This window comes from Dolichospermum lemmermannii CS-548 (genome assembly GCF_028330815.1).
GTDB lineage: Bacteria > Cyanobacteriota > Cyanobacteriia > Cyanobacteriales > Nostocaceae > Dolichospermum > Dolichospermum lemmermannii.
This window is the reverse complement of sequence record NZ_JAQMTJ010000137.1, coordinates 12,240-30,429: the sequence shown is the minus strand read 5'-3', so window position 1 is coordinate 30,429 and position 18,190 is coordinate 12,240. Positions and strand designations below refer to the sequence as shown.

Here is an 18,190-nt window from a genome sequence, read left to right as displayed (position 1 = left end):
TTAGGTTCAACAGGGTTTTATCTTGCTCACGAGTTAAAAATACCCTTAAACGAGCGCCCATATTTTAATCACCTCAGTAGATTGATTTTCCGTATTTACTTATCTTTACATAGTTTGATTTCTTTGCGCCGACTTACTTACTTCTCACTGGCGGCGGCTACCTTTGAATCTCTGCGAGATGTCTTTAGTAAAATTGTTACTAACAAAGGCGATCGCCCTTTAGATGAATATTTAGTTGCTTGGGGATTAAGAGCTTTTACCCTGATTATTTATATCCCTTGGTTATTATTATCTCCCCAACCTATTCCTGATATTGGCAAAGATTTTTGGTGGGCTTTGTTAGCAGATGCCACTTTATCTACAGTTGGCGGCATTTTATATATGAGGGCTTTACGCTTAGGAGATTTGTCATTAACTGTTCCCTTAATGGGTTTTTCTCCCCTATTTTTAGTGATAGCTTCTCCCTTTACTCTGGGAGAACTGCCGAATAATATACAGATAATTAGTATTAGTTTAATTTGTCTAGGTGCTTATTTTTTGAATTTAAAACCCAAAGAAAATAACTATTTTGCCCCTTTATTATCTATAATCAATACCCAATCATCGCGGTTAATGATTATAGTAGCAGCACTCTGGGCATTAACAACATCCCTTGACAAAATAGGAGCTAAAAATTCTTCTCCTTTGGTATTTTCGGCTGCTTTGTATTTTTGTACAGCATTAATGATGTTACCGATAGTTGTGGTTTTCTCGCCCAATTGGTTTTTTCAGCTAAGAACAAATTTTTCTAAATTGGTTTTATTGGGAAGTTTGAAAGCAGTGGATATGTGGTGTCATGTAACTGCTGTAGGGTTAACTGTAGCAGCTAATTCTGTTGCTGTCAGACAAACTAGCCTATTGATGGGTGTAGGATTCGGTTATCTGATATTTAAGGAAAAAAACATCAAAACAAGGTTGTTCGGTAGTGCAATTATGGTGTTAGGAATTTGTTTATTAACTTTCGCACACTACTAACTATAATTTACGCTCTCGATTAATCCTGATAATCCTCAAATCCTGGATACCCTATTGATGAAATAAACCTGCTTCTACATGAAAAAAATCTCCCAGTTTTTGAGCTAATTCTAGAGTTATTTTCTCTTTTCCATTTAAAATGTTATCAACAAGGCTTTTTGAACCCAAAACAGCTTGTAAATCAACTTTATTTTTACCAGATTCATCCAAAAGGAATAATAGCATAGATTGAGGATTATTTTGTTGATTAATCTGATAATATTCTTGTTCAAATTTTTCTATTAAAGTAATTAATAATTGATAAAGTTCATCTTCTTCAGCACTGCGTTTTCGGTGCATTAAATCTTCGACAATAACTAAAGCTTGTTCATTTTCTGCTTCAGTCTTAATAATTTTGGGAAGATATGTTGTTAATAATTCCTTGTATTTCTCTGGATTAAAAGTAAGGGTCATTTTTCCACTTGTCCTTATCGTATTTTGCGTGAGTGAGGATATATTTAATATAAATTAGTTTACCTTCGTAATCTATGCTAACAATCAAACGGTATTTATTGCCTTTAATATTGAAAACTGTAAAATTTCCAACAGCTTCAGCTTTCGGAAACACCTGCTGTACTTCAACTAAGTTTGACCATTTAGCTTTACTAGTAATCTTATACCAGTTGTTTAGTGATTCCTGACAATCTGCATGATTTTCTGCATATTCTCTGACTATTCTAAAACTAATAACGTGCATCTTCCTGTTTATTTGGTTTACCAAATTTTACTCATATTCAAAACAAACCCTGATAAAATAGGATCACAATTAACAGTATCAGGATTTTCCAAACATTCCTCTATTTGTCCAGGACGATAAATATAAACTCGACGATTTTTGCGGTCAATTAATAAACCTAATTGGATTCCTGGTTCTTGCATATATTCCTGCATTTTATCTTTTAAAGGCTGCAAATTATCAGAATTTGACCTTAATTCAATGACAAAATCAGGACAAATAGGTGCAAATTTCTCTTGTTGTGTAGGTGTGAGTTGATTCCATCTTTCTAACTTTACCCAAGCAGCATCAGGAGAACGTTTCGCACCGGTAGACAGTGTAAATCCTGTACTAGAATCGAAACAAATACCTGTGTTATCTTTTTCTGACCAAACATATAATTGTCCAGCTAAGTTAAAATTACGATTTCCTGTTTCTGAACCTGCGGGTGACATAATTGATATATCTCCAAATTTATTTCTCTCAATTCGTAAATCACGGTTTAGTTGACAAAATTCAAAAAATTGATCATCTGTCATTGATGAAGGCATTTGTAACATTAAGGGAGATGAAAGCATGATAGTTTCCTTCTGTTTATTTGGTTTACCAAATTTTACCCATATTCAAAACAAACCCTGGTAAAATAATATCACAACTCACAGTATCAGGATTTTCTAAACATTCCTCTATTTGTCCAGGACGATAAATATAAACCCGGCGATTTTTGCGGTCAATTAATAAACCTAATTGGATTCCTGGTTCTTGCATATATTCCTGCATTTTATCTTTTAAAGGCTGCAAATTATCAGAATTTGACCTTAATTCAATCACAAAATCAGGACAAATAGGTGCAAATTTCTGTTGTTGTGCAGGTGTAAGTTGATTCCATCTTGCTAACTTCATCCAGGAAGCATCAGGAGAACGTATTGCACCTGTGGAAAGTGTAAATCCCGCACTAGAAGAAAAGCCAATTCCTGTACCATTTTGATCTGACCAAATTGCTAACTGTCCAATAATATGAAATTCTCGATTTCCCGTTTCTGAATCAACAGGTGGCATAATTAATATATTTCCAAATCTATTTCTCTCAATCCGTAAATCACGGTTTAGTTGACAGAAATCAAAAAATTGACCATCTGTCATTTGCATTGATGAGGGAAAATGTAATATCAAAGGTGATGAAATCATAATTATTTCCTCCATCTGAAATTAAAATCAATTTTACCACAAGCCGTTGCTGAAATTAGTTAATATATAGTTACCAACGGTTGAGCAATTAAAAGCAGAATTAAACGCAGATTTCGTGGAAATTCCCTATAGAATATAAGATACAGGAATTAAACAAAGGGTAAATATGCGATTACTACATACAATGCTGCGGGTAGGTAATTTAGAAGAGTCCTTAACATTTTACTGTGATGTACTGGGAATGAAGTTACTCCGCCGGAAAGATTATCCAGCGGGAGAATTTACCCTGGCTTTTGTCGGTTATGGAGAAGAAAGTGATCATTCAGTTTTAGAACTCACCCACAACTGGGGCGTAGAAAAGTATGATTTAGGTAGTGCCTATGGTCATATCGCCTTGGGTGTGCATAATATTTACGCTACCTGTGAGACCATTGGACAACTGGGTGGTAAAGTAGTCCGAGAACCAGGACCAATGAAACATGGTTCAACGGTAATTGCTTTTGTGGAAGATCCAGATGGTTATAAAGTTGAATTGATTCAATTAAAAACTCCAGAATAATTTAGGGTAGAGGGTAGGAAGATAACTTCTTTATCCATTACCCAATTCCCCCCTAAACTTAAATTACAAGTCTAAAATCTAAAATTTTACAAATGCAGCCTACAGATCCTGATAAATTTACTGATACAGCCTGGGAAGCGGTAACAAAATCCCAAGACGTGGTTCGTGCTTATAAACAACAACAATTAGAAGTTGAACATTTAATTATCGCCCTTTTAGAAGAACCTACCAGCCTAGCTACAGCCATTCTCACCCGTGCGGAAGTTGATTCTGTCCGATTCAAACAACAACTAGAGGCTTTTACCCAACGTCAACCAAAGGTTGGAAAAAGTGATCAACTTTACCTGGGGCGAAATTTAGATTTACTTTTAGATAAAGCCGATGAAATTAGAGCCAAAATGAGAGAGGAGGAAATCTCAGAAGGGCATATAATTTTAGCGTTTGGTAATGATGAACGGGTTGGTAGAAGATTATTTAAAAGCTTAAATATAGATATTGCTCAAGTAGAACTTGGGGTTAAATCGGTTCGCGCTACTCCCCAAATCAAAGCATCTCCAAAAGCAGAAGCGGATGTGCAAGAGGAAGCTTTAAAAAGATTTGGACGAGATTTGACAGAACAAGCAAAAGCAGGAAAATTAGATCCTGTGATTGGGAGAGATGATGAAATTCGCCGGGTAATTCAGGTATTGTCTCGACGTAGTAAAAATAACCCTGTGTTAATTGGTGAGCCAGGAGTTGGCAAAACTGCGATCGCTGAAGCATTAGCCCAAAGAATGGTAAATGGCGACGTTCCTGAGTCTTTAAAGAATCGCCAATTGATTTCCTTGGATATCGGTAGTTTGATTGCAGGAGCAAAATACAGAGGTGAATTTGAAGACCGTTTAAAGAATGTCCTCCGTGAAGTTACGGAATCAAACGGGCAAGTAGTTTTATTTATTGATGAACTGCATACCGTAGTCGGGGCTGGTTCTAATCAACAAGGATCAATGGATGCCGGAAATTTGCTTAAACCTATGTTGGCGCGGGGCGAGTTGCGTTGTATTGGGGCAACTACCTTAGATGAATATCGCAAATTTATTGAAAAAGATGCAGCATTAGAAAGACGTTTTCAACAAGTATATGTAGATCAACCAACAGTAGAAAATACAATTTCGATTTTGCGAGGTTTAAAAGGGCGTTATGAAGTGCATCATAACGTCAAAATTTCCGATTCCGCTTTAGTGGCTGCTGCAATCTTATCAGCGCGTTACATTGCCGATAGGTTTCTACCAGACAAAGCTATTGACTTAGTTGATGAAGCCGCAGCGAAATTAAAAATGGAGATTACATCCAAACCTGCGGAATTAGAAACCATTGACCGGCGTTTGATGCAGCTAGAAATGGAAAAGCTGTCATTATCTGGAGAAGAACAGAGTATTTCTCCAACTAGAGAACGATTAGAACGAATTGAACAAGAAATTGCCAGTTTAACAGTTAAACAGCAAATATTTAATGAACAATGGCAAGGGGAAAAGCAGATTTTAGAATCTATCAGCGGGTTAAAAAAAGAAGAAGACGCAATGCGAGTACAAATTGAACAAGCAGAGCGTGATTATGATTTAAATAAAGCTGCTCAATTGAAGTATGGTAAGTTAGAAGGTGTGCAAAGAGAACGAGAAGTCAAAGAAGCGAAACTTTTAGAAATGCAAACCCAAGGTTCAACTTTGTTGCGCGAACAAGTCACCGAAGCCGATATTGCCGAAATTGTCGCTAAATGGACAGGAATCCCCGTAAATCGGCTTTTGGAATCAGAACGGCAAAAATTACTGCAATTAGAAAGTCATTTGCATGAACGGGTAATTGGTCAAGAAGAAGCCGTTTCCGCCGTCTCTGCGGCGATTCGTCGCGCCCGTGCAGGGATGAAAGACCCCTCTCGTCCCATCGGTTCATTCTTGTTTATGGGACCAACTGGAGTGGGTAAAACCGAACTCGCCCGCGCCTTAGCTCAATTTCTCTTTGATTCGGATGATGCTTTGGTGCGTTTGGATATGTCCGAGTACATGGAAAAACATTCAGTTTCCCGCCTTGTGGGTGCGCCTCCCGGATATGTGGGTTATGAAGAAGGGGGACAACTTTCCGAAGCGATTCGCAGACATCCTTATTCAGTAGTGCTGTTAGATGAAGTGGAAAAAGCCCATCCCGATGTATTTAATATTTTGTTGCAGGTATTGGATGATGGTAGAGTTACTGATTCTCAAGGACGGGCTGTAGATTTTCGGAATACTGTCATAGTCATGACTAGCAACATTGGTAGTGAACATATTTTGGATGTATCTGGGGATGATTCCAAGTATGATTTAATGCGTAATAAGGTGATGGAAGGTTTGCGAAGTCACTTCCGTCCCGAATTTCTCAACCGCATAGATGACTTAATTCTTTTCCACGCTCTTAATCGTTCAGAAATGGGGCATATTATCCGTATTCAACTCAAACGGGTGGAAAATCTGCTCAAAGAACAAAAAATCTCTTTCGAGATATCTCAAGCCGCTTGTGATCATCTTGTGGAAGCTGGTTATGATCCTGTTTATGGCGCACGTCCATTAAAACGCTCAATTCAGCGCGAGGTAGAAAATCCTCTGGCTACGAAGTTACTGGAAAATACTTTTGTTTCTGGTGATACTATCATCATTGATAAGGCTGAAACTGGGTTAAGTTTTAGTAAAAAACTTTAAGCATTTTCATTAGTAAATAGGGGGCTTTCTATGGAATTGATTTCTTCTTTAGGGATTACAAGTTCGCAATATCTTTCCAAGGAAAGATTTATTAGTTATCATCATCAGTCGCGGTTATTGTTTTCCTTGGGTAGTCAAGTTAAAAATGTTCTAGAAATTGGTATTTTTAATTCTTTGCTTACAGAAATACTCCGACAAAATAACTATAACGTAACTACGGCGGATATTGATCCTAGTCTCAAACCAGATATAATCTTGGATTTGACGGCGGACTTTATACTACCACAAGACAAGTTTGATGCAATTGTTCTGTTTCAGGTATTAGAACATTTTCCTTATGAAAAATCTGAATTAGCATTGCAAAAACTCGCCGCAATTACTAAGAAATATTTGGTGATTTCGATTCCCAATACTACTCAATATCTATCATTGCAAATCAAAACTTCTTTTCTACTTAAAGCCAGACATTTACTCTGGGAAATTCCCCAATTTTGGAGTACAACACCACTTTGTGATGAACATTATTGGGAATTGGGATTGAAAGGATATCCCAAAAAGCGGTTTTTGGAATCTGTTGCTAAAGCTGGTTTGATAATGAGGGAAGAATATGTTGATCCTACTTTCCCATATCACTACTTTTTGATCTTAGAAAAAATATGAGTGCGATCGCTTGTCTAATACCAATTCTGTATAAAGATGCCCCAAATTTAGAAAGGAACGAACCACAGAGGCACAGAGAACACAGAGGAGGAAAAGACAAGGTTACAAAATTCAACGCAGCTTCATAAAGAAATGGTATAAGATCATGAGAATATCCTTATTTATTTACTCGGTTTTCTTTTTGGTGGGACGTTTCCGTTCTGATTTCTTCTTGAAACCTACTGCTTGGGCTGCATCACTATCTGACCCGAATTGACCTTTTACTGCTTCTTTCATGGCTAAAACAGCATTATGGAACTCCCATTCTGCTTGTTTGGCTGCGTCTGCGGACGCTTTAAATAATGCTTGTTTTTCGGTTTCTTCTTGTTGTCTTGTCACCATTTCTGCATAAGCTTTTTGTAATGCTTCCGGTGTGGCTGCTACACGAGCAGTAGTATAACCGGAGACGGCTTTGAGTCCGTTGTAAGAATCTATGTCTTGCTGGAGGTTGCTAGGGGTGATGCGGCGGGTAGTATCTGGTGCTGGCATGATAACTTTGTTGTTGAAAATATTTGTATCAGTTTACTATACAATGTTTATTTATGGCAAGACGTTATTTAGATTTTTTATTTGAGTAGATTTGGATTGCTAACCAATGCTTGTGTATTGATATCTAATCTTTTTGTTTTTTATGCAATGCTTAAAGAATAAATGACAATGGTTTAAAATTGCAATTTAATCTTTTTCGCATTGCTAACATTAAGTCATCAGCTATCTGTTTCTTGTGGTTTCTGTTGCTTTAACCAAGTTTCTAAATCAGCAACTTGTGAGAAATCTAACAAAGCATCTGCTAAATTTTCCAGTTGTTCTATAGACAATAATTGAATTTGCTCGATTAATGATAATTTAATTTCACCAAATCGGCGATTTATTAGCCGTAAAACTAGACGTTCTTCTCCTTTTTGTTCTCCTTCTAGTCTAGCTTGTTCTTTATCTCGTTGATAAAATGGTGCTAACCGCATAATTAACTCCTTATCTTCTGGTTCTGAACTTTTATTGATCTGTAAAGTCTGTTGGAGGTTGTAAAGCAATTCTAACGTTGCTTATTGGAATGGGTAATTAGTTGGTAATGTTTCTAATTCATCAATTGCTCTTTTTTGTACTGTTTCCCGTCCTAATAGTCTTAACCATAGGGTTTCGGGTGTACGTGGTAATTGATGAATGGCGACAATGGCTGTATTCAAGTAATCTGCTAAAAAGTAGATTCCTGCTGGCCAATTGGGGTTTTCTATGGCTCTAAAGCCCGATAATAGGGTTTGTGATGCTGTTGGTGTCAGAACCCATAGTTTAGGTGTTTCTATGGTAGCTATGGGGTTTTTATTCCGTTTTGCTTCTCGTTGTAATGCACCTCTCACTTCTAATGATTTTAACAAACAATCACAGATTTCTTCTTTGCTTGCTGGATTGCGAAAGGGTTCAAAGATAGCAGGTGTAGCTGCTAGTTTACCTAACAATCCTAATATCTCGATGTCGGCGGTTTGTGTGCTGACGGGGGAAAATAATACATCTATTTCCCTGATTTCTCCAGCTAAATGGCTGGGTGCTTCAACTTGTCCAAAGGGTTTTAGTAGTTCTTCTAAATAGTCTTTGGCGAATTGGTCATGGATAAAGCGGGTCACAATTGGTTCTATTTAGATTCTGAAGATAGATTTTGTTGATTAAGTTTACAATAACAGGTATTAAATCATAAAATAAAAACTATAATTAAGTAAGACTACAAATAAAAACAATCCTTAAATTACTATACAATAAACAGGTACTAAAAATAAAATGCCAAAAACAAACATCATTAATCCAGAACAGTCTTATACTTTTGCTGATTATTTTAAACTTAACTTTGCTCCACAAGATATTTTAGCTTATTTTAATGTTTCTCTTCAACGTCGCTCTTTAAAATTACCTCAATCTACTCATACTTTTGATCGTTTAACTGATCTAAAAGCACGTATTGAAGAAGTTTTACCTCGTCTTAGTTTGACTAGTGAAATGGCCAGAAGGGAATTTCTTATTGCTCCAGTTTTAACGGACGTACTGCACTATACTCAAGCTACGCTTAATATTGAATATCCGATTGTTGTTAATAATCAATTAAAAGGTTCTTTAGATTATTTAATGCAAAATTGCCAAGTTTTTCTAGTTGTTGAAGCTAAAAATGAAGACTTAGAAAAAGGTTTTTTGCAATTAGCAATTGAACTAATTGCTCTTGATCAATGGATTGAATCAGACAAGAATATTTTACACGGTGCAGTTTCTACAGGCAATATTTGGCAGTTTGGGCAATTTGATCGTCTGTCTCGTACAGTAACTCAAGACCTTGATTTATATCGTGTTCCGGCTGACTTGGAGGATTTATTACGAATTTTAGTGGAAATTTTGGAATCTTAATGATTTTTATACTACTTCATTTTAAAAATTATTTAAGATAGTTCTTCCTTATCAAGTTGAGGATAACATATTTTAAATGAGATGTCAATAAGTTTATTATCTTTTTTCGGGAGTTAATGTTTTATTGTTTTGGTGTATTGGTTGATGATTTTTTTCGCGCAAAGTCGCAAAGGAGCAAAGGGTTATTTTGTCTATTTGCGAGATAGTTCTTCATTATTAAGTTCAGGATAACATATTTTAAATGAGATGTCAATAGGTTTATTACCTTTTTTCGGGAGTTAATGTTTTATTGTTTTGGTGTATTGGTTGATGGTTTTTTTCGCGCAAAGTCGCAAAGGAGCAAAGGGTTATTTCGTCTATATTTATTTAACTCAAGCATAAGCTTATTCAGGATTTTAGTAATTTACTAAGTATTTTGACACTTGTAATCCTGTAAATCCTATAATCCTGGACATCCTGATTCAGACAATTTTATGATTGCATTACAAACCTGTTTTTATGTATCGCCATCAGATGCTTCTGTTTGCTGTTGCAAAGATTCTCGAATAGATGACAATAGTTCAGGATTATTTTCTATTCTTTCTAGTAAGGTTAACGCTGTTTCATTATTAAGTTCAGGAAGGTTTGCTTGTTGTGCAAGCACTTGGAGAATACCAAACAAAGTTTCTATATTACAATGTAAAAGTTCCGTTATATACAAGCTTTTTACTGTAACTGCTGCATTTTGCGTATTAGGATGTTCATTACCTAATCTGTTTTGACATATTACCAATGCTTGTTTAGCTAAATTTTCAGCTTCTGAATATTTACCTTGAGACTCATACAATAATGCCAAATTATTCAAACTGGTAGCAACAGAGGGATGATCATCACCTAATTGGCGTTTTTCGATATCTAAAGATTGCAAATAAAGAGGTTCAGCTTCGTTATAACGTCCTTGTGAGTCATACAATAATGCCAAATTATTTAGATTGGTAGCAACATTGGGATGATCATCACCTAATTGGCGTTTATAGATATCTAAAGATTGCAAATAAAGAGGTTCAGCATCATTGTAACGTCCTTGAGATTTATACAATGCTGCTAAACCATTTAAACTGGTAGCAACATCGGGATGATCATCACCTAATTGGCGTTTTCTGATATCTAAAGATTGCAAATAAAGAGGTTCAGCATCGTTGTAACGTTCTTGTAACCTGTACAGTTCTGCCAAATTATTCAAACTTTGTGCGACATCAGGATGGTCAGTACCTAATTGGCGTTTTCTGATATCTAAAGATTGCAAATAAAGAGGTTCAGCATCATTGTAACGTCCTTGTGACCTGTACAATCCTGCCAAATTATTCAAACTGGTAGCAACATCGGGATGATCATCACCTAATTGGCGTTTCCAGATATCTAAAGATTGCAAATAAAGAGGTTCAGCATCATTGTAACGTCCTTGAGAATAATACAGGAATGCTAAACCATTTAAACTGCGAGCAAATTCAATATCTTCATTACTTGCACACCAAGCAATCATCTTTTTGAGATGTGGTTCAATTAAATTGAATATTTCCAGGTTGGTTGATTGATCAATATTACTAGCAACATCAGCAAAAACATCACAAAATGCTTGTTTGATTTGGCTATAGTTAGAATGTTGTTCGAGATGTTGACTAAAATAGTCGTGAATAAGTAAATGTAAATTATAAATATCTTCTTCAATAGTCATCACTAGATGCAGATAGCATAGAGAGTTTAACCAACGGTCTTTTAAATTATCATGATTAAATAATTCACCTTGCAACTGTTGATAAATTCTTGTCACAAAATCCCAACGAATAGGAGAAGGTGCGAATGCTCCCAGAATACAAGCAAGATATCGTTCCTCTTCGTCCAATTCATCCCAACTCAAATCAAATGCAGCTTGTAGATTTTTCATTGCTTGCATTTCCATAGGCATCCTTTTGGGTGAAAGTGAAGGATGCTTAATTTTTTCTTTTAACTTATTACGCATTTCTAACAGCGAGAGTTGCTGATATTTTTTGTTTTTTAGGTAATATGCCACCAATTCTAAAGCTAAAGGCAAATATCCCAATTCTTTACAAAGTAGTTTAGCTTGTTCTGGTTCTGCATCAATTCTTTCTTGTTTAATAATTGAGGCTAATAAATCTACTGCTGCATCTTCTGACAATACTTGTAATTCTAATTTTTCTATAATATCTGTTTCAGGATTTTCCCGCGAAGTCATCAATAACCGCACATAACCTAAATCTTCTGGTGGTAAATAGGTTTTGATGTCAGCTAACCCAGATACATCATCAAGAATCAATAATACATTTTCTGTTTGGTATTTCCATTGTTGCCAACAATTCGTTACCATTTGTTGAGTAGATAAATCTGCTGGTAAATCGGCTTTAAATCTCCATTTAGTCAATGCGATAATTTCCGCAGCCATATTTTGCCTATCTCTGGCATCAATATAATAGACTCCACCTGTAAAGAATGATGTACATTCTGTTAAATTGGCATATTCTCGCACAAGTCCAGTTTTCCCAACTCCACCCATACCAGAAACAACACAAACATTTTTACCACCTTGCAATAATTGATGGAGTTTTTCTAATTCCTCTTCGCGTCCAAACAGTCCACCCTCACGGGGTTGTGGTGGTGTGAAGGGGTTTCCTTCTAGTTGTGTAGGTTGGGAGGAAAAGATGTTAGTTTGAACATTGTTATCGCCGGATTGTGTAATTTCTATGTGTTTGTCAATGTGGTTAAAGTTCATAGGAAAATTGTAATTAAAAAGTAATTTATCTCGTTCCCAGTCTCCGACTGGGAATGCTATCATCGAGGCTCTGCCTCTGCTATTTCTGCTATTATTGAAGTCAGAGACTTCTAGAGTTCATTCCCATACAGAGTATGGGAACGAGAAAAGACTTAATTTGACTATTTTGTCTATATAGCATTTTCTAAAATTAAATTAATAGCTTGTTGTAATATCATTTCCTTATCTACCATTGCTGCTAATTCTTCAGTTTCATATTTACCTTCAAATGCTTCTTTGGCTGCACCATTCAATGACAATTCATAAGCATCTTCTAAAGTTTCTCGCAATTCTTCAGTTGTAAAGTACATTCCCCCAGATTTACGACGTTTGTTTGTGCGTTGAATTTCTTTCACTGCATTAGCAATAGACAAATTCCATGATCTGGTTGTCCGTTTTTCCGTAGCTTGCTTAATTAAATGCAGAAGAATAATTTTGCCAAAACTGAAAATCTTATTCAATTTATCATCTTTGCTCATTTCAGTCATCTCTTCAACTAGCAGCAATGCACCAGGAATATTGCCATTAATCAGTAATTGTTGAAGTTCTAGTAATTCTTCCATAACTCAAACCTCCTGAATTAAATTTCTCACTTCAAAACTTCTACCCCAATATGTGTGAGATAAAATTCCTCACCCTCTGACTCACGTAAAGCATCCAAATAAGCATCAATACCACGAGGTGAGGGAATTGATTCGCTATCTTGAAGATGAAAAACTAAAGCTGAACGCATATTCTCTAAAGTTATTGTCAGTGTTTCACCTGTAGCAATACAACCCCACACATCAGGAGAGTATGCGGAAAATCCTGTTTCAGTTCTTTCTAAAACGATCAGATACTTATCCATTATTTGAGTCCTGCTTGTCTGAGAATGCTTCCTAACGTTCCTTTCTTGACATCATCACCCATTTTCCCTGATACTGTTACCTTACCTAATTTGATGGGATGTTTAAACTGACGATGACTACCTTCTGTTGTTACCAAATACCAACCATCTGATTCAAGTAAATTAATAACTTCTCGTATTTTCATCATAAGTTCAGAAGTTACTAAAGTTGTTATTTTGAGTATTGCCGGTACCAGCTTGGGAAATATTAATCTGTTTACCAATAATATTAATTGTGCCACCAGCTTTCACTGCTTGATACTTTTCCTGAAATGTGGTATTTTCCTCTGTGTCAGCAGTAGCAACTAATTCCGCAAAAATCGGATTTGAGGGAATTTGTTGTAAAACTTCTGAATTGAGAGATAATACTTCTGGATTACCTGTTTCTAAAGCTGCTGCTGTTTCTGGGGAATGCTTGCGAATGACAGCAAGCGCTTCACCAACCTTTTGCATGAGAAAATCACTAAAATTTTCACCCTGTTTCTGTAACACTCCAGTGAGAAATATGGTAGTAATGGCAGTAACTAAAGTTATCGGTTCCATAGAATTATTCCTCAAGATAGTTGAATATACTTAATTTTTATTATAAATGCCTAAAACCATCAACAATAATCCTGGTAGTGTAATCCGAATCATAATGAAGAGGTATTCCTGACCCCAAAAGCGATAAAATCACGGAAAAATGATTTTCATAAAATATATCTGCAAGTAAAACCGACGGATAACTATGTTAGAACAAGGCAATATCAGTATTCATACCGATAATATTTTCCCGATTATCAAGAAGTCTCTCTACTCAGATCATCAAATCTTCTTGCGGGAACTGGTATCCAACGCAGTAGACGCTATCCAAAAGTTAAACATGGTATCCCGTGCTGGGGAATACAATGGGGAAATTGGTGAACCAGAAATTACCATTAGCATTGATAAAGACAACAAAATCCTCTCCATTACTGATAATGGCATTGGAATGACAGCAGAGGAAGTCAAAAAATATATTAACCAAGTTGCTTTCTCTAGTGCTGAAGAATTTATTCACAAGTATGAAGGTAAAGCAGATCAACCAATTATCGGTCATTTCGGTTTAGGTTTCTATTCTTCCTTCATGGTAGCGAAACAGGTGGAGATTGATACTCTTTCCTATCAAGAAGGCGCACAAGCTGTGCGTTGGACTTGTGATGGTTCACCTAAGTTTGTTTTAGATGAATCTCCTCGCACCACTCGCGGAACTACGATTATTCTCACATTGGAAGGAGAAGAAGAGGAGTTTCTCGAACCCGCACGAATTAGGAATCTTGTCAAGACTTACTGCGATTTCATGTCAGTTCCCATTAAAATGGATGGGGAAGTTTTAAATAAACAAAAAGCTGCATGGCGTGAATCTCCCAGTAATCTTAAAGAGGAAGATTATTTAGAGTTTTACCGCTATTTGTATCCTTTCCAAGAAGAACCCTTGCTGTGGGTACATTTGAACACAGATTATCCCTTTGTGATTAACGGGATTTTGTATTTCCCGAAAATGCGTCCTGATGTAGATGTTACCAAAGGACAAATTAAATTATTCTGCAATCAGGTGTTTGTCAGTGATAACTGTGAGGAAATTATTCCCCAGTTTTTAATGCCCATGCGGGGCGTGATTGATAGCACTGATATACCTTTGAACGTTTCTCGAAGTGCATTACAAGGCGATCGCACTATTAAGAGAATAGGAGATTATATCGCCAAAAAAGTCGGCGATAGACTCAAAGAATTATACCGCGATAACCGCGAACAATACGTAACAGCCTGGAAAGACTTGGGAACATTCGTGAAATTTGGCGTTCTCAACGATGATAAATTCAAAAAACAAGTTGAAGACATCATCATCTTCCGTAGCACAGCCAAATTAGAAGCCCCTGTAGCCGACACCGCAGCCGTTGAAGTTCAATCTACCGATGGTGATGCGTGGCAAGATGTTACCCCAGCAAACGCGACCAGCATCCCCTACACCACCCTCAAAGAATACCTAGAACGGAACAAAGAACGTCACGAAAACAAGGTATTCTACAGCACCGATGCAGCTACTCAATCCACATACATAGAACTGCACAAAAATCAAGGTTTAGAAGTCCTCTTTATGGACTCCTTCATTGATACCCACTTCATTAACTTCCTAGAACAAGAATATCGAGATGTCAAATTTACACGGGTAGACTCTGACCTCGATAATACCCTCCTCGATGACAAAACCAGCGAAATTGTTGACCCCACCACCAACAAGACCAAAGGAGAAGTCATTAAAGAACTATTTGAGAAAGCCCTCAACAAGCCAAAACTCAACATCCGCACCGAGTCCTTAAAATCAGATGACCCACAGGGAACACCACCTGCAATGGTATTATTACCCGAATTTCTCCGGCGGATGCGAGAAATGAGTGCTATGATGCAGCAACAAAACGCTGAATTTCCCGAAGAACATATTTTACTAGTAAATACTGCTCACCCGTTAATTCAAAACTTGGTTAATCTCAGTCAAGGTAGTATTATTCAGGGTGATGGTGAATCCCCCTCCAGTCAATTAGTTAATATGATGTGTCAGCACGTTTACGATTTGGCACTTATATCGCAAAAAGGCTTTGATGCAGATGGGATGAAATCCTTTGTCGAACGTTCTAATGACGTACTCACCAAGCTAACAGAACAAGCCAGCAAATAAACATCTGCTGGTAAATGTTGTAGTAGAGACGTTCCATGGAACGTCTCTACACGGGCTTATATTTTGGTTCTTGCCTTTGCCAATGTTTTCCAGTCATCTAGCCTGGTTTGCAGATATAATAGGAAGGTTGTCTTTAAATAACACTCTAGGAGATACTTATTATGTCCCGTCGTTGTCAACTAACTGGTAAAAAAGCCAATAACGCTTGTTCCGTTTCCCACTCCAACCGTCACACCAACCGTCTACAACACGTTAATCTGCAAAACAAGCGGGTTTGGTGGGCTGCTGGTAACCGTTGGGTAAAATTGAAACTTTCCACCAAAGCTATCAAAACCTTAGAATTCAAAGGTTTAGACGCAATGGCAAAAGAAGCAGGAATCAACCTCAACCATTACTAAATAGCAGGGAATAGGGAACAGGGAACAGGAAACAGGGGAAGGAAAAGTTTTTTGATTATACTTCTTTTCTTTCTTCTTTCTAACTCCTGACTCCTGACTCCTGACTCCTTTCATTAAACACTTTTTAAGTTAATTATACCTCGATCAAAAATTCTATTTTTAGTATCAATACCACTCACTTCCATTCTATCTGCGTACACATCATAGGCTGCAAAACTCAAATCACTGGTTGAATATTCTGTCCATTGAGAACGGCCAACCGGACGATTACCTGCACCAGCGCCACAGATTAAATAGGTAGTTCCATTAATAGCGCGAGTTCGTTCATAATTATGTTCATGACCATTGATATAAAGCTGAACATTGTATTTTTCAAACAAAGGAGTAAAGGTTTTAATAAAACTTTTATTATTCCCATAATGACCAGATGAATAAATAGGATGATGACCAAAAACAACTTTCCAAGGGGCTTTACTCAGACTTAATTCTTGATCTAACCAAATTAATTGATTTTTCCAATCAGCATTACCATTAGTATCTAAAGCAAAAAACTGAACTTTATTTTGACTAAATGTGTAATAACGTCCCTGCATATTAAAACCAGGATATTTAACTTGGGGAACACCATTATCAGTGCGAATATCATGATTACCTAAACAAGCATGAAACTTGACACCATTTTTTAGTAAAGCTTGATAGGGACGTTCAAAAACTTCATTTATTTTCTCAATTTCCCCATTATTATAGATATTATCACCAGCTAAAACTACTAAATTGTATGGATTTTGCTGATGATAAAAATTCATAGCATTTGCTACAGCATATTGTCCTTTTGTGCCAGTTCCCGTATCAGCAACGGAGACAAAACGCAATAATAAATCTTTTTTGACTGGGTTAGCCGCCATTGCTGATTCTATGAGAGAATTTGTATTTAATAATTTCCCACCCAAAAATCCAGATCCTATGGTGCTGATTCCACTTAAAAACAAAAATTGACGACGGCTAATATTCATAATTCATTAAATGGCACAATAGATGATTATAGTCAAAATACAGCACTTTCCGGTGTTATGAGGTACTTATGTAGCGGGCAAGATGCCCGCACTACAAGAGTTTCATAATTCAAGTTTGTACCTCATTAGAGCGAAATCTGCTGTATGTTTTCTCTGTTTTTGATTCGCTAATTTGGGTAAAAGTTCCATGTCAGGAGAAAAACGTAGAAAACCAAGAAATGAACCCGCAGCTATACTTTATCAAAAAAATCAACCAATTTGGAAAACGACAATTATCCAAGTTTTGCGGGGAACAATTGGTGTTTTAGAAACTACAGTAGTGAAACTGGAGACAGAAACACCCGCTGATACTCAGAAAAAAACTCATTTTTTATCGCGTTGGGATGGATTTTTAAGGACATTCCGCTTATTTTTACCATCAAATATATCTAACAATGTGTCAGATACGGTGCTGACAGGAATTTTTGCTGTAATTTTTGTGGTGACAATAGGGATAAGTACATTTACATTTATTCCTAAATCTGCTGAAGTTGCAACTGTCCCCCCAGTAGAGGAAATTAACACACTAACCCCAGTTAGAGAACCAGAACCGACTCCAACCCCAGTTAGAGAATTAACACCTGAACAAACTTTACTAGCAGCAATTGAAAATCAGTTTTCAGATATTAGCATTTCCGTGAAGAATACCAAAGACAAAAATATTATTTCTCAACTCATAAAACCTCTTCAAGCTAATTTCCGTACCAGCGATTTAACTGTGAAAATTAGTGATATTTGGTATGATCTGGAAAAATCCCAACAGGATAAACTAGCTGCGGAAATATTACAACGTTCTCAAGAACTGAATTTTATCCATTTAGAAATTGTTGATTCTCAAAAGAAAATAATTGCCCGGAGTCCAGTGGTGGGTAATGAAATGATAATTTTTAACCGCTGAAATTTGATAGATGTTTGTTTTATTAAGAAATGTTAATATCACAAAACATTTCATCTTGATTTCATACTGCCATGAAAAGCTATAATTACAGTTAAACACATAAGTGGGTGAAAGTATTTGCAATAGTTAGGTTTGATGACTTTTA

At 36.5% G+C, this 18,190-nt stretch carries 19 protein-coding genes and 1 pseudogene; 8 read left to right on the top strand and 12 right to left on the bottom strand.

Features of this window, described 5'->3' with window-relative positions; genetic code table 11:
* On the top strand, window positions 1-1,014 hold a 1,014-nt coding region (locus PN450_RS09020; protein WP_271836069.1), incomplete at its 5' end, for an EamA family transporter.
* Between the two features lie 51 nt (window positions 1,015-1,065).
* Here the strand turns inward: PN450_RS09020 and PN450_RS09015 are convergent.
* The 4 genes from PN450_RS09015 to PN450_RS09000 are packed head-to-tail and all read right to left on the bottom strand — an operon-like array spanning window position 1,066 to window position 2,956.
* Complete coding sequence (locus PN450_RS09015; RefSeq protein ID WP_271836068.1) at window positions 1,066-1,467, bottom strand: helix-turn-helix domain-containing protein; 402 nt, start codon at window positions 1,465-1,467, stop codon at window positions 1,066-1,068.
* Window positions 1,451-1,750, bottom strand: coding sequence for a type II toxin-antitoxin system HigB family toxin (locus PN450_RS09010; protein WP_271836067.1), 300 nt, complete (start codon window positions 1,748-1,750; stop codon window positions 1,451-1,453). Before PN450_RS09010 ends, PN450_RS09015 begins: the two co-directional genes overlap by 17 nt.
* A 17-nt stretch (window positions 1,751-1,767) precedes the next feature.
* Entirely contained in the window at window positions 1,768-2,346 is a 579-nt protein-coding gene (locus tag PN450_RS09005) for a Uma2 family endonuclease (RefSeq protein ID WP_271836066.1), read from the bottom strand.
* Between the two features lie 25 nt (window positions 2,347-2,371).
* Complete coding sequence (locus PN450_RS09000) at window positions 2,372-2,956, bottom strand: Uma2 family endonuclease (RefSeq protein WP_271836065.1); 585 nt, start codon at window positions 2,954-2,956, stop codon at window positions 2,372-2,374.
* A gap of 166 nt (window positions 2,957-3,122) precedes the next feature.
* Between PN450_RS09000 and gloA the strand changes: the two genes are divergently transcribed.
* The 3 genes from gloA (at window position 3,123) to PN450_RS08985 (ending at window position 6,886) form a co-directional block, all read left to right on the top strand.
* Complete coding sequence (gene gloA / locus PN450_RS08995) at window positions 3,123-3,515, top strand: lactoylglutathione lyase (RefSeq protein WP_015080233.1); 393 nt, start codon at window positions 3,123-3,125, stop codon at window positions 3,513-3,515.
* Window positions 3,516-3,607: 92 nt separating this feature from the next.
* Entirely contained in the window at window positions 3,608-6,226 is a 2,619-nt protein-coding gene (clpB, locus tag PN450_RS08990) for an ATP-dependent chaperone ClpB (RefSeq protein WP_271836064.1), read from the top strand.
* Window positions 6,227-6,256: 30 nt separating this feature from the next.
* Window positions 6,257-6,886 (top strand): class I SAM-dependent methyltransferase, encoded by a 630-nt coding sequence (locus PN450_RS08985; RefSeq protein ID WP_271836063.1) that lies wholly within the window; start codon window positions 6,257-6,259, stop codon window positions 6,884-6,886.
* 165 nt (window positions 6,887-7,051) lie between these two features.
* Here the strand turns inward: PN450_RS08985 and PN450_RS08980 are convergent, their stop codons facing one another.
* Both PN450_RS08980 and PN450_RS08975 read right to left on the bottom strand, forming a co-directional pair.
* On the bottom strand, window positions 7,052-7,414 hold the full coding sequence (locus tag PN450_RS08980; protein ID WP_148760266.1) for a hypothetical protein: 363 nt from the start codon (window positions 7,412-7,414) through the stop codon (window positions 7,052-7,054).
* Window positions 7,415-7,632: 218 nt separating this feature from the next.
* A pseudogene (locus PN450_RS08975) lies at window positions 7,633-8,544 on the bottom strand (DUF4351 domain-containing protein).
* Between the two features lie 151 nt (window positions 8,545-8,695).
* On the opposite strand from PN450_RS08975, the gene PN450_RS08970 reads away from it, so the two are divergent.
* Window positions 8,696-9,310 (top strand): hypothetical protein, encoded by a 615-nt coding sequence (locus PN450_RS08970; protein WP_148760268.1) that lies wholly within the window; start codon window positions 8,696-8,698, stop codon window positions 9,308-9,310.
* 496 nt (window positions 9,311-9,806) lie between these two features.
* On the opposite strand, the gene PN450_RS08965 is transcribed toward PN450_RS08970, so the two are convergent.
* The 5 genes from PN450_RS08965 to PN450_RS08945 form a co-directional block, all read right to left on the bottom strand.
* The gene (locus tag PN450_RS08965) at window positions 9,807-12,140 is read right to left on the bottom strand and encodes a tetratricopeptide repeat protein (protein ID WP_334311484.1); all 2,334 of its coding nucleotides are present in this window, start codon (window positions 12,138-12,140) and stop codon (window positions 9,807-9,809) included.
* 107 nt (window positions 12,141-12,247) lie between these two features.
* The gene (locus tag PN450_RS08960; protein WP_271836062.1) at window positions 12,248-12,679 is read right to left on the bottom strand and encodes a DUF29 family protein; all 432 of its coding nucleotides are present in this window, start codon (window positions 12,677-12,679) and stop codon (window positions 12,248-12,250) included.
* A 26-nt stretch (window positions 12,680-12,705) separates the two neighbouring features.
* The gene (locus tag PN450_RS08955) at window positions 12,706-12,963 is read right to left on the bottom strand and encodes a type II toxin-antitoxin system HicB family antitoxin (protein WP_174783572.1); all 258 of its coding nucleotides are present in this window, start codon (window positions 12,961-12,963) and stop codon (window positions 12,706-12,708) included.
* Complete coding sequence (locus PN450_RS08950) at window positions 12,963-13,151, bottom strand: type II toxin-antitoxin system HicA family toxin (protein ID WP_370567101.1); 189 nt, start codon at window positions 13,149-13,151, stop codon at window positions 12,963-12,965. Before PN450_RS08950 ends, PN450_RS08955 begins: the two co-directional genes overlap by 1 nt.
* 4 nt (window positions 13,152-13,155) lie before the next feature.
* A complete protein-coding gene (locus PN450_RS08945; RefSeq protein WP_271836061.1) occupies window positions 13,156-13,545 on the bottom strand; it encodes a hypothetical protein in 390 nt (129 codons plus the stop codon).
* A 184-nt stretch (window positions 13,546-13,729) separates the two neighbouring features.
* Here PN450_RS08945 and htpG point away from each other — a divergent pair, with 184 nt between their 5' ends.
* Window positions 13,730-15,697: a molecular chaperone HtpG gene (gene htpG, locus PN450_RS08940; RefSeq protein ID WP_271836060.1), complete on the top strand. Its 1,968-nt coding sequence runs from the start codon at window positions 13,730-13,732 to the stop codon at window positions 15,695-15,697.
* A gap of 161 nt (window positions 15,698-15,858) precedes the next feature.
* Entirely contained in the window at window positions 15,859-16,095 is a 237-nt protein-coding gene (rpmB, locus tag PN450_RS08935; protein WP_015080243.1) for a 50S ribosomal protein L28, read from the top strand.
* Between the two features lie 113 nt (window positions 16,096-16,208).
* On the opposite strand, the gene PN450_RS08930 is transcribed toward rpmB, so the two are convergent.
* Window positions 16,209-17,108 carry a metallophosphoesterase family protein gene (locus PN450_RS08930; RefSeq protein WP_271836059.1) on the bottom strand — a complete coding sequence of 300 codons (900 nt, stop codon included), beginning with the start codon at window positions 17,106-17,108 and terminating at the stop codon, window positions 16,209-16,211.
* Between the two features lie 187 nt (window positions 17,109-17,295).
* On the opposite strand from PN450_RS08930, the gene PN450_RS08925 reads away from it, so the two are divergent.
* The gene (locus PN450_RS08925) at window positions 17,296-18,045 is read left to right on the top strand and encodes a hypothetical protein (protein ID WP_271836058.1); all 750 of its coding nucleotides are present in this window, start codon (window positions 17,296-17,298) and stop codon (window positions 18,043-18,045) included.
* The last annotated feature ends 145 nt before the right edge of the window (window positions 18,046-18,190 follow it).

Excerpts from the sequence above, each read along its gene's own strand:
- htpG (WP_271836060.1), top strand. The coding sequence starts at position 13,730 with ATGTTAGAACAAGGCAATATCAGTATTCATACCGATAATATTTTCCCG.
- PN450_RS08925 (WP_271836058.1), top strand. The coding sequence starts at position 17,296 with ATGTCAGGAGAAAAACGTAGAAAACCAAGAAATGAACCCGCAGCTATA.
- rpmB (WP_015080243.1), top strand. The coding sequence starts at position 15,859 with ATGTCCCGTCGTTGTCAACTAACTGGTAAAAAAGCCAATAACGCTTGT.
- PN450_RS08965 (WP_334311484.1), bottom strand. The coding sequence starts at position 12,140 with ATGATAGCATTCCCAGTCGGAGACTGGGAACGAGATAAATTACTTTTT.
- PN450_RS08930 (WP_271836059.1), bottom strand. The coding sequence starts at position 17,108 with ATGAATATTAGCCGTCGTCAATTTTTGTTTTTAAGTGGAATCAGCACC.
- PN450_RS09010 (WP_271836067.1), bottom strand. The coding sequence starts at position 1,750 with ATGCACGTTATTAGTTTTAGAATAGTCAGAGAATATGCAGAAAATCAT.
- PN450_RS09000 (WP_271836065.1), bottom strand. The coding sequence starts at position 2,956 with ATGATTTCATCACCTTTGATATTACATTTTCCCTCATCAATGCAAATG.
- PN450_RS08960 (WP_271836062.1), bottom strand. The coding sequence starts at position 12,679 with ATGGAAGAATTACTAGAACTTCAACAATTACTGATTAATGGCAATATT.
- PN450_RS08945 (WP_271836061.1), bottom strand. The coding sequence starts at position 13,545 with ATGGAACCGATAACTTTAGTTACTGCCATTACTACCATATTTCTCACT.
- gloA (WP_015080233.1), top strand. The coding sequence starts at position 3,123 with ATGCGATTACTACATACAATGCTGCGGGTAGGTAATTTAGAAGAGTCC.
- PN450_RS08980 (WP_148760266.1), bottom strand. The coding sequence starts at position 7,414 with ATGCCAGCACCAGATACTACCCGCCGCATCACCCCTAGCAACCTCCAG.
- PN450_RS08985 (WP_271836063.1), top strand. The coding sequence starts at position 6,257 with ATGGAATTGATTTCTTCTTTAGGGATTACAAGTTCGCAATATCTTTCC.
- PN450_RS09015 (WP_271836068.1), bottom strand. The coding sequence starts at position 1,467 with ATGACCCTTACTTTTAATCCAGAGAAATACAAGGAATTATTAACAACA.
- PN450_RS09005 (WP_271836066.1), bottom strand. The coding sequence starts at position 2,346 with ATGCTTTCATCTCCCTTAATGTTACAAATGCCTTCATCAATGACAGAT.
- PN450_RS08970 (WP_148760268.1), top strand. The coding sequence starts at position 8,696 with ATGCCAAAAACAAACATCATTAATCCAGAACAGTCTTATACTTTTGCT.
- PN450_RS08950 (WP_370567101.1), bottom strand. The coding sequence starts at position 13,151 with ATGATGAAAATACGAGAAGTTATTAATTTACTTGAATCAGATGGTTGG.
- clpB (WP_271836064.1), top strand. The coding sequence starts at position 3,608 with ATGCAGCCTACAGATCCTGATAAATTTACTGATACAGCCTGGGAAGCG.
- PN450_RS08955 (WP_174783572.1), bottom strand. The coding sequence starts at position 12,963 with ATGGATAAGTATCTGATCGTTTTAGAAAGAACTGAAACAGGATTTTCC.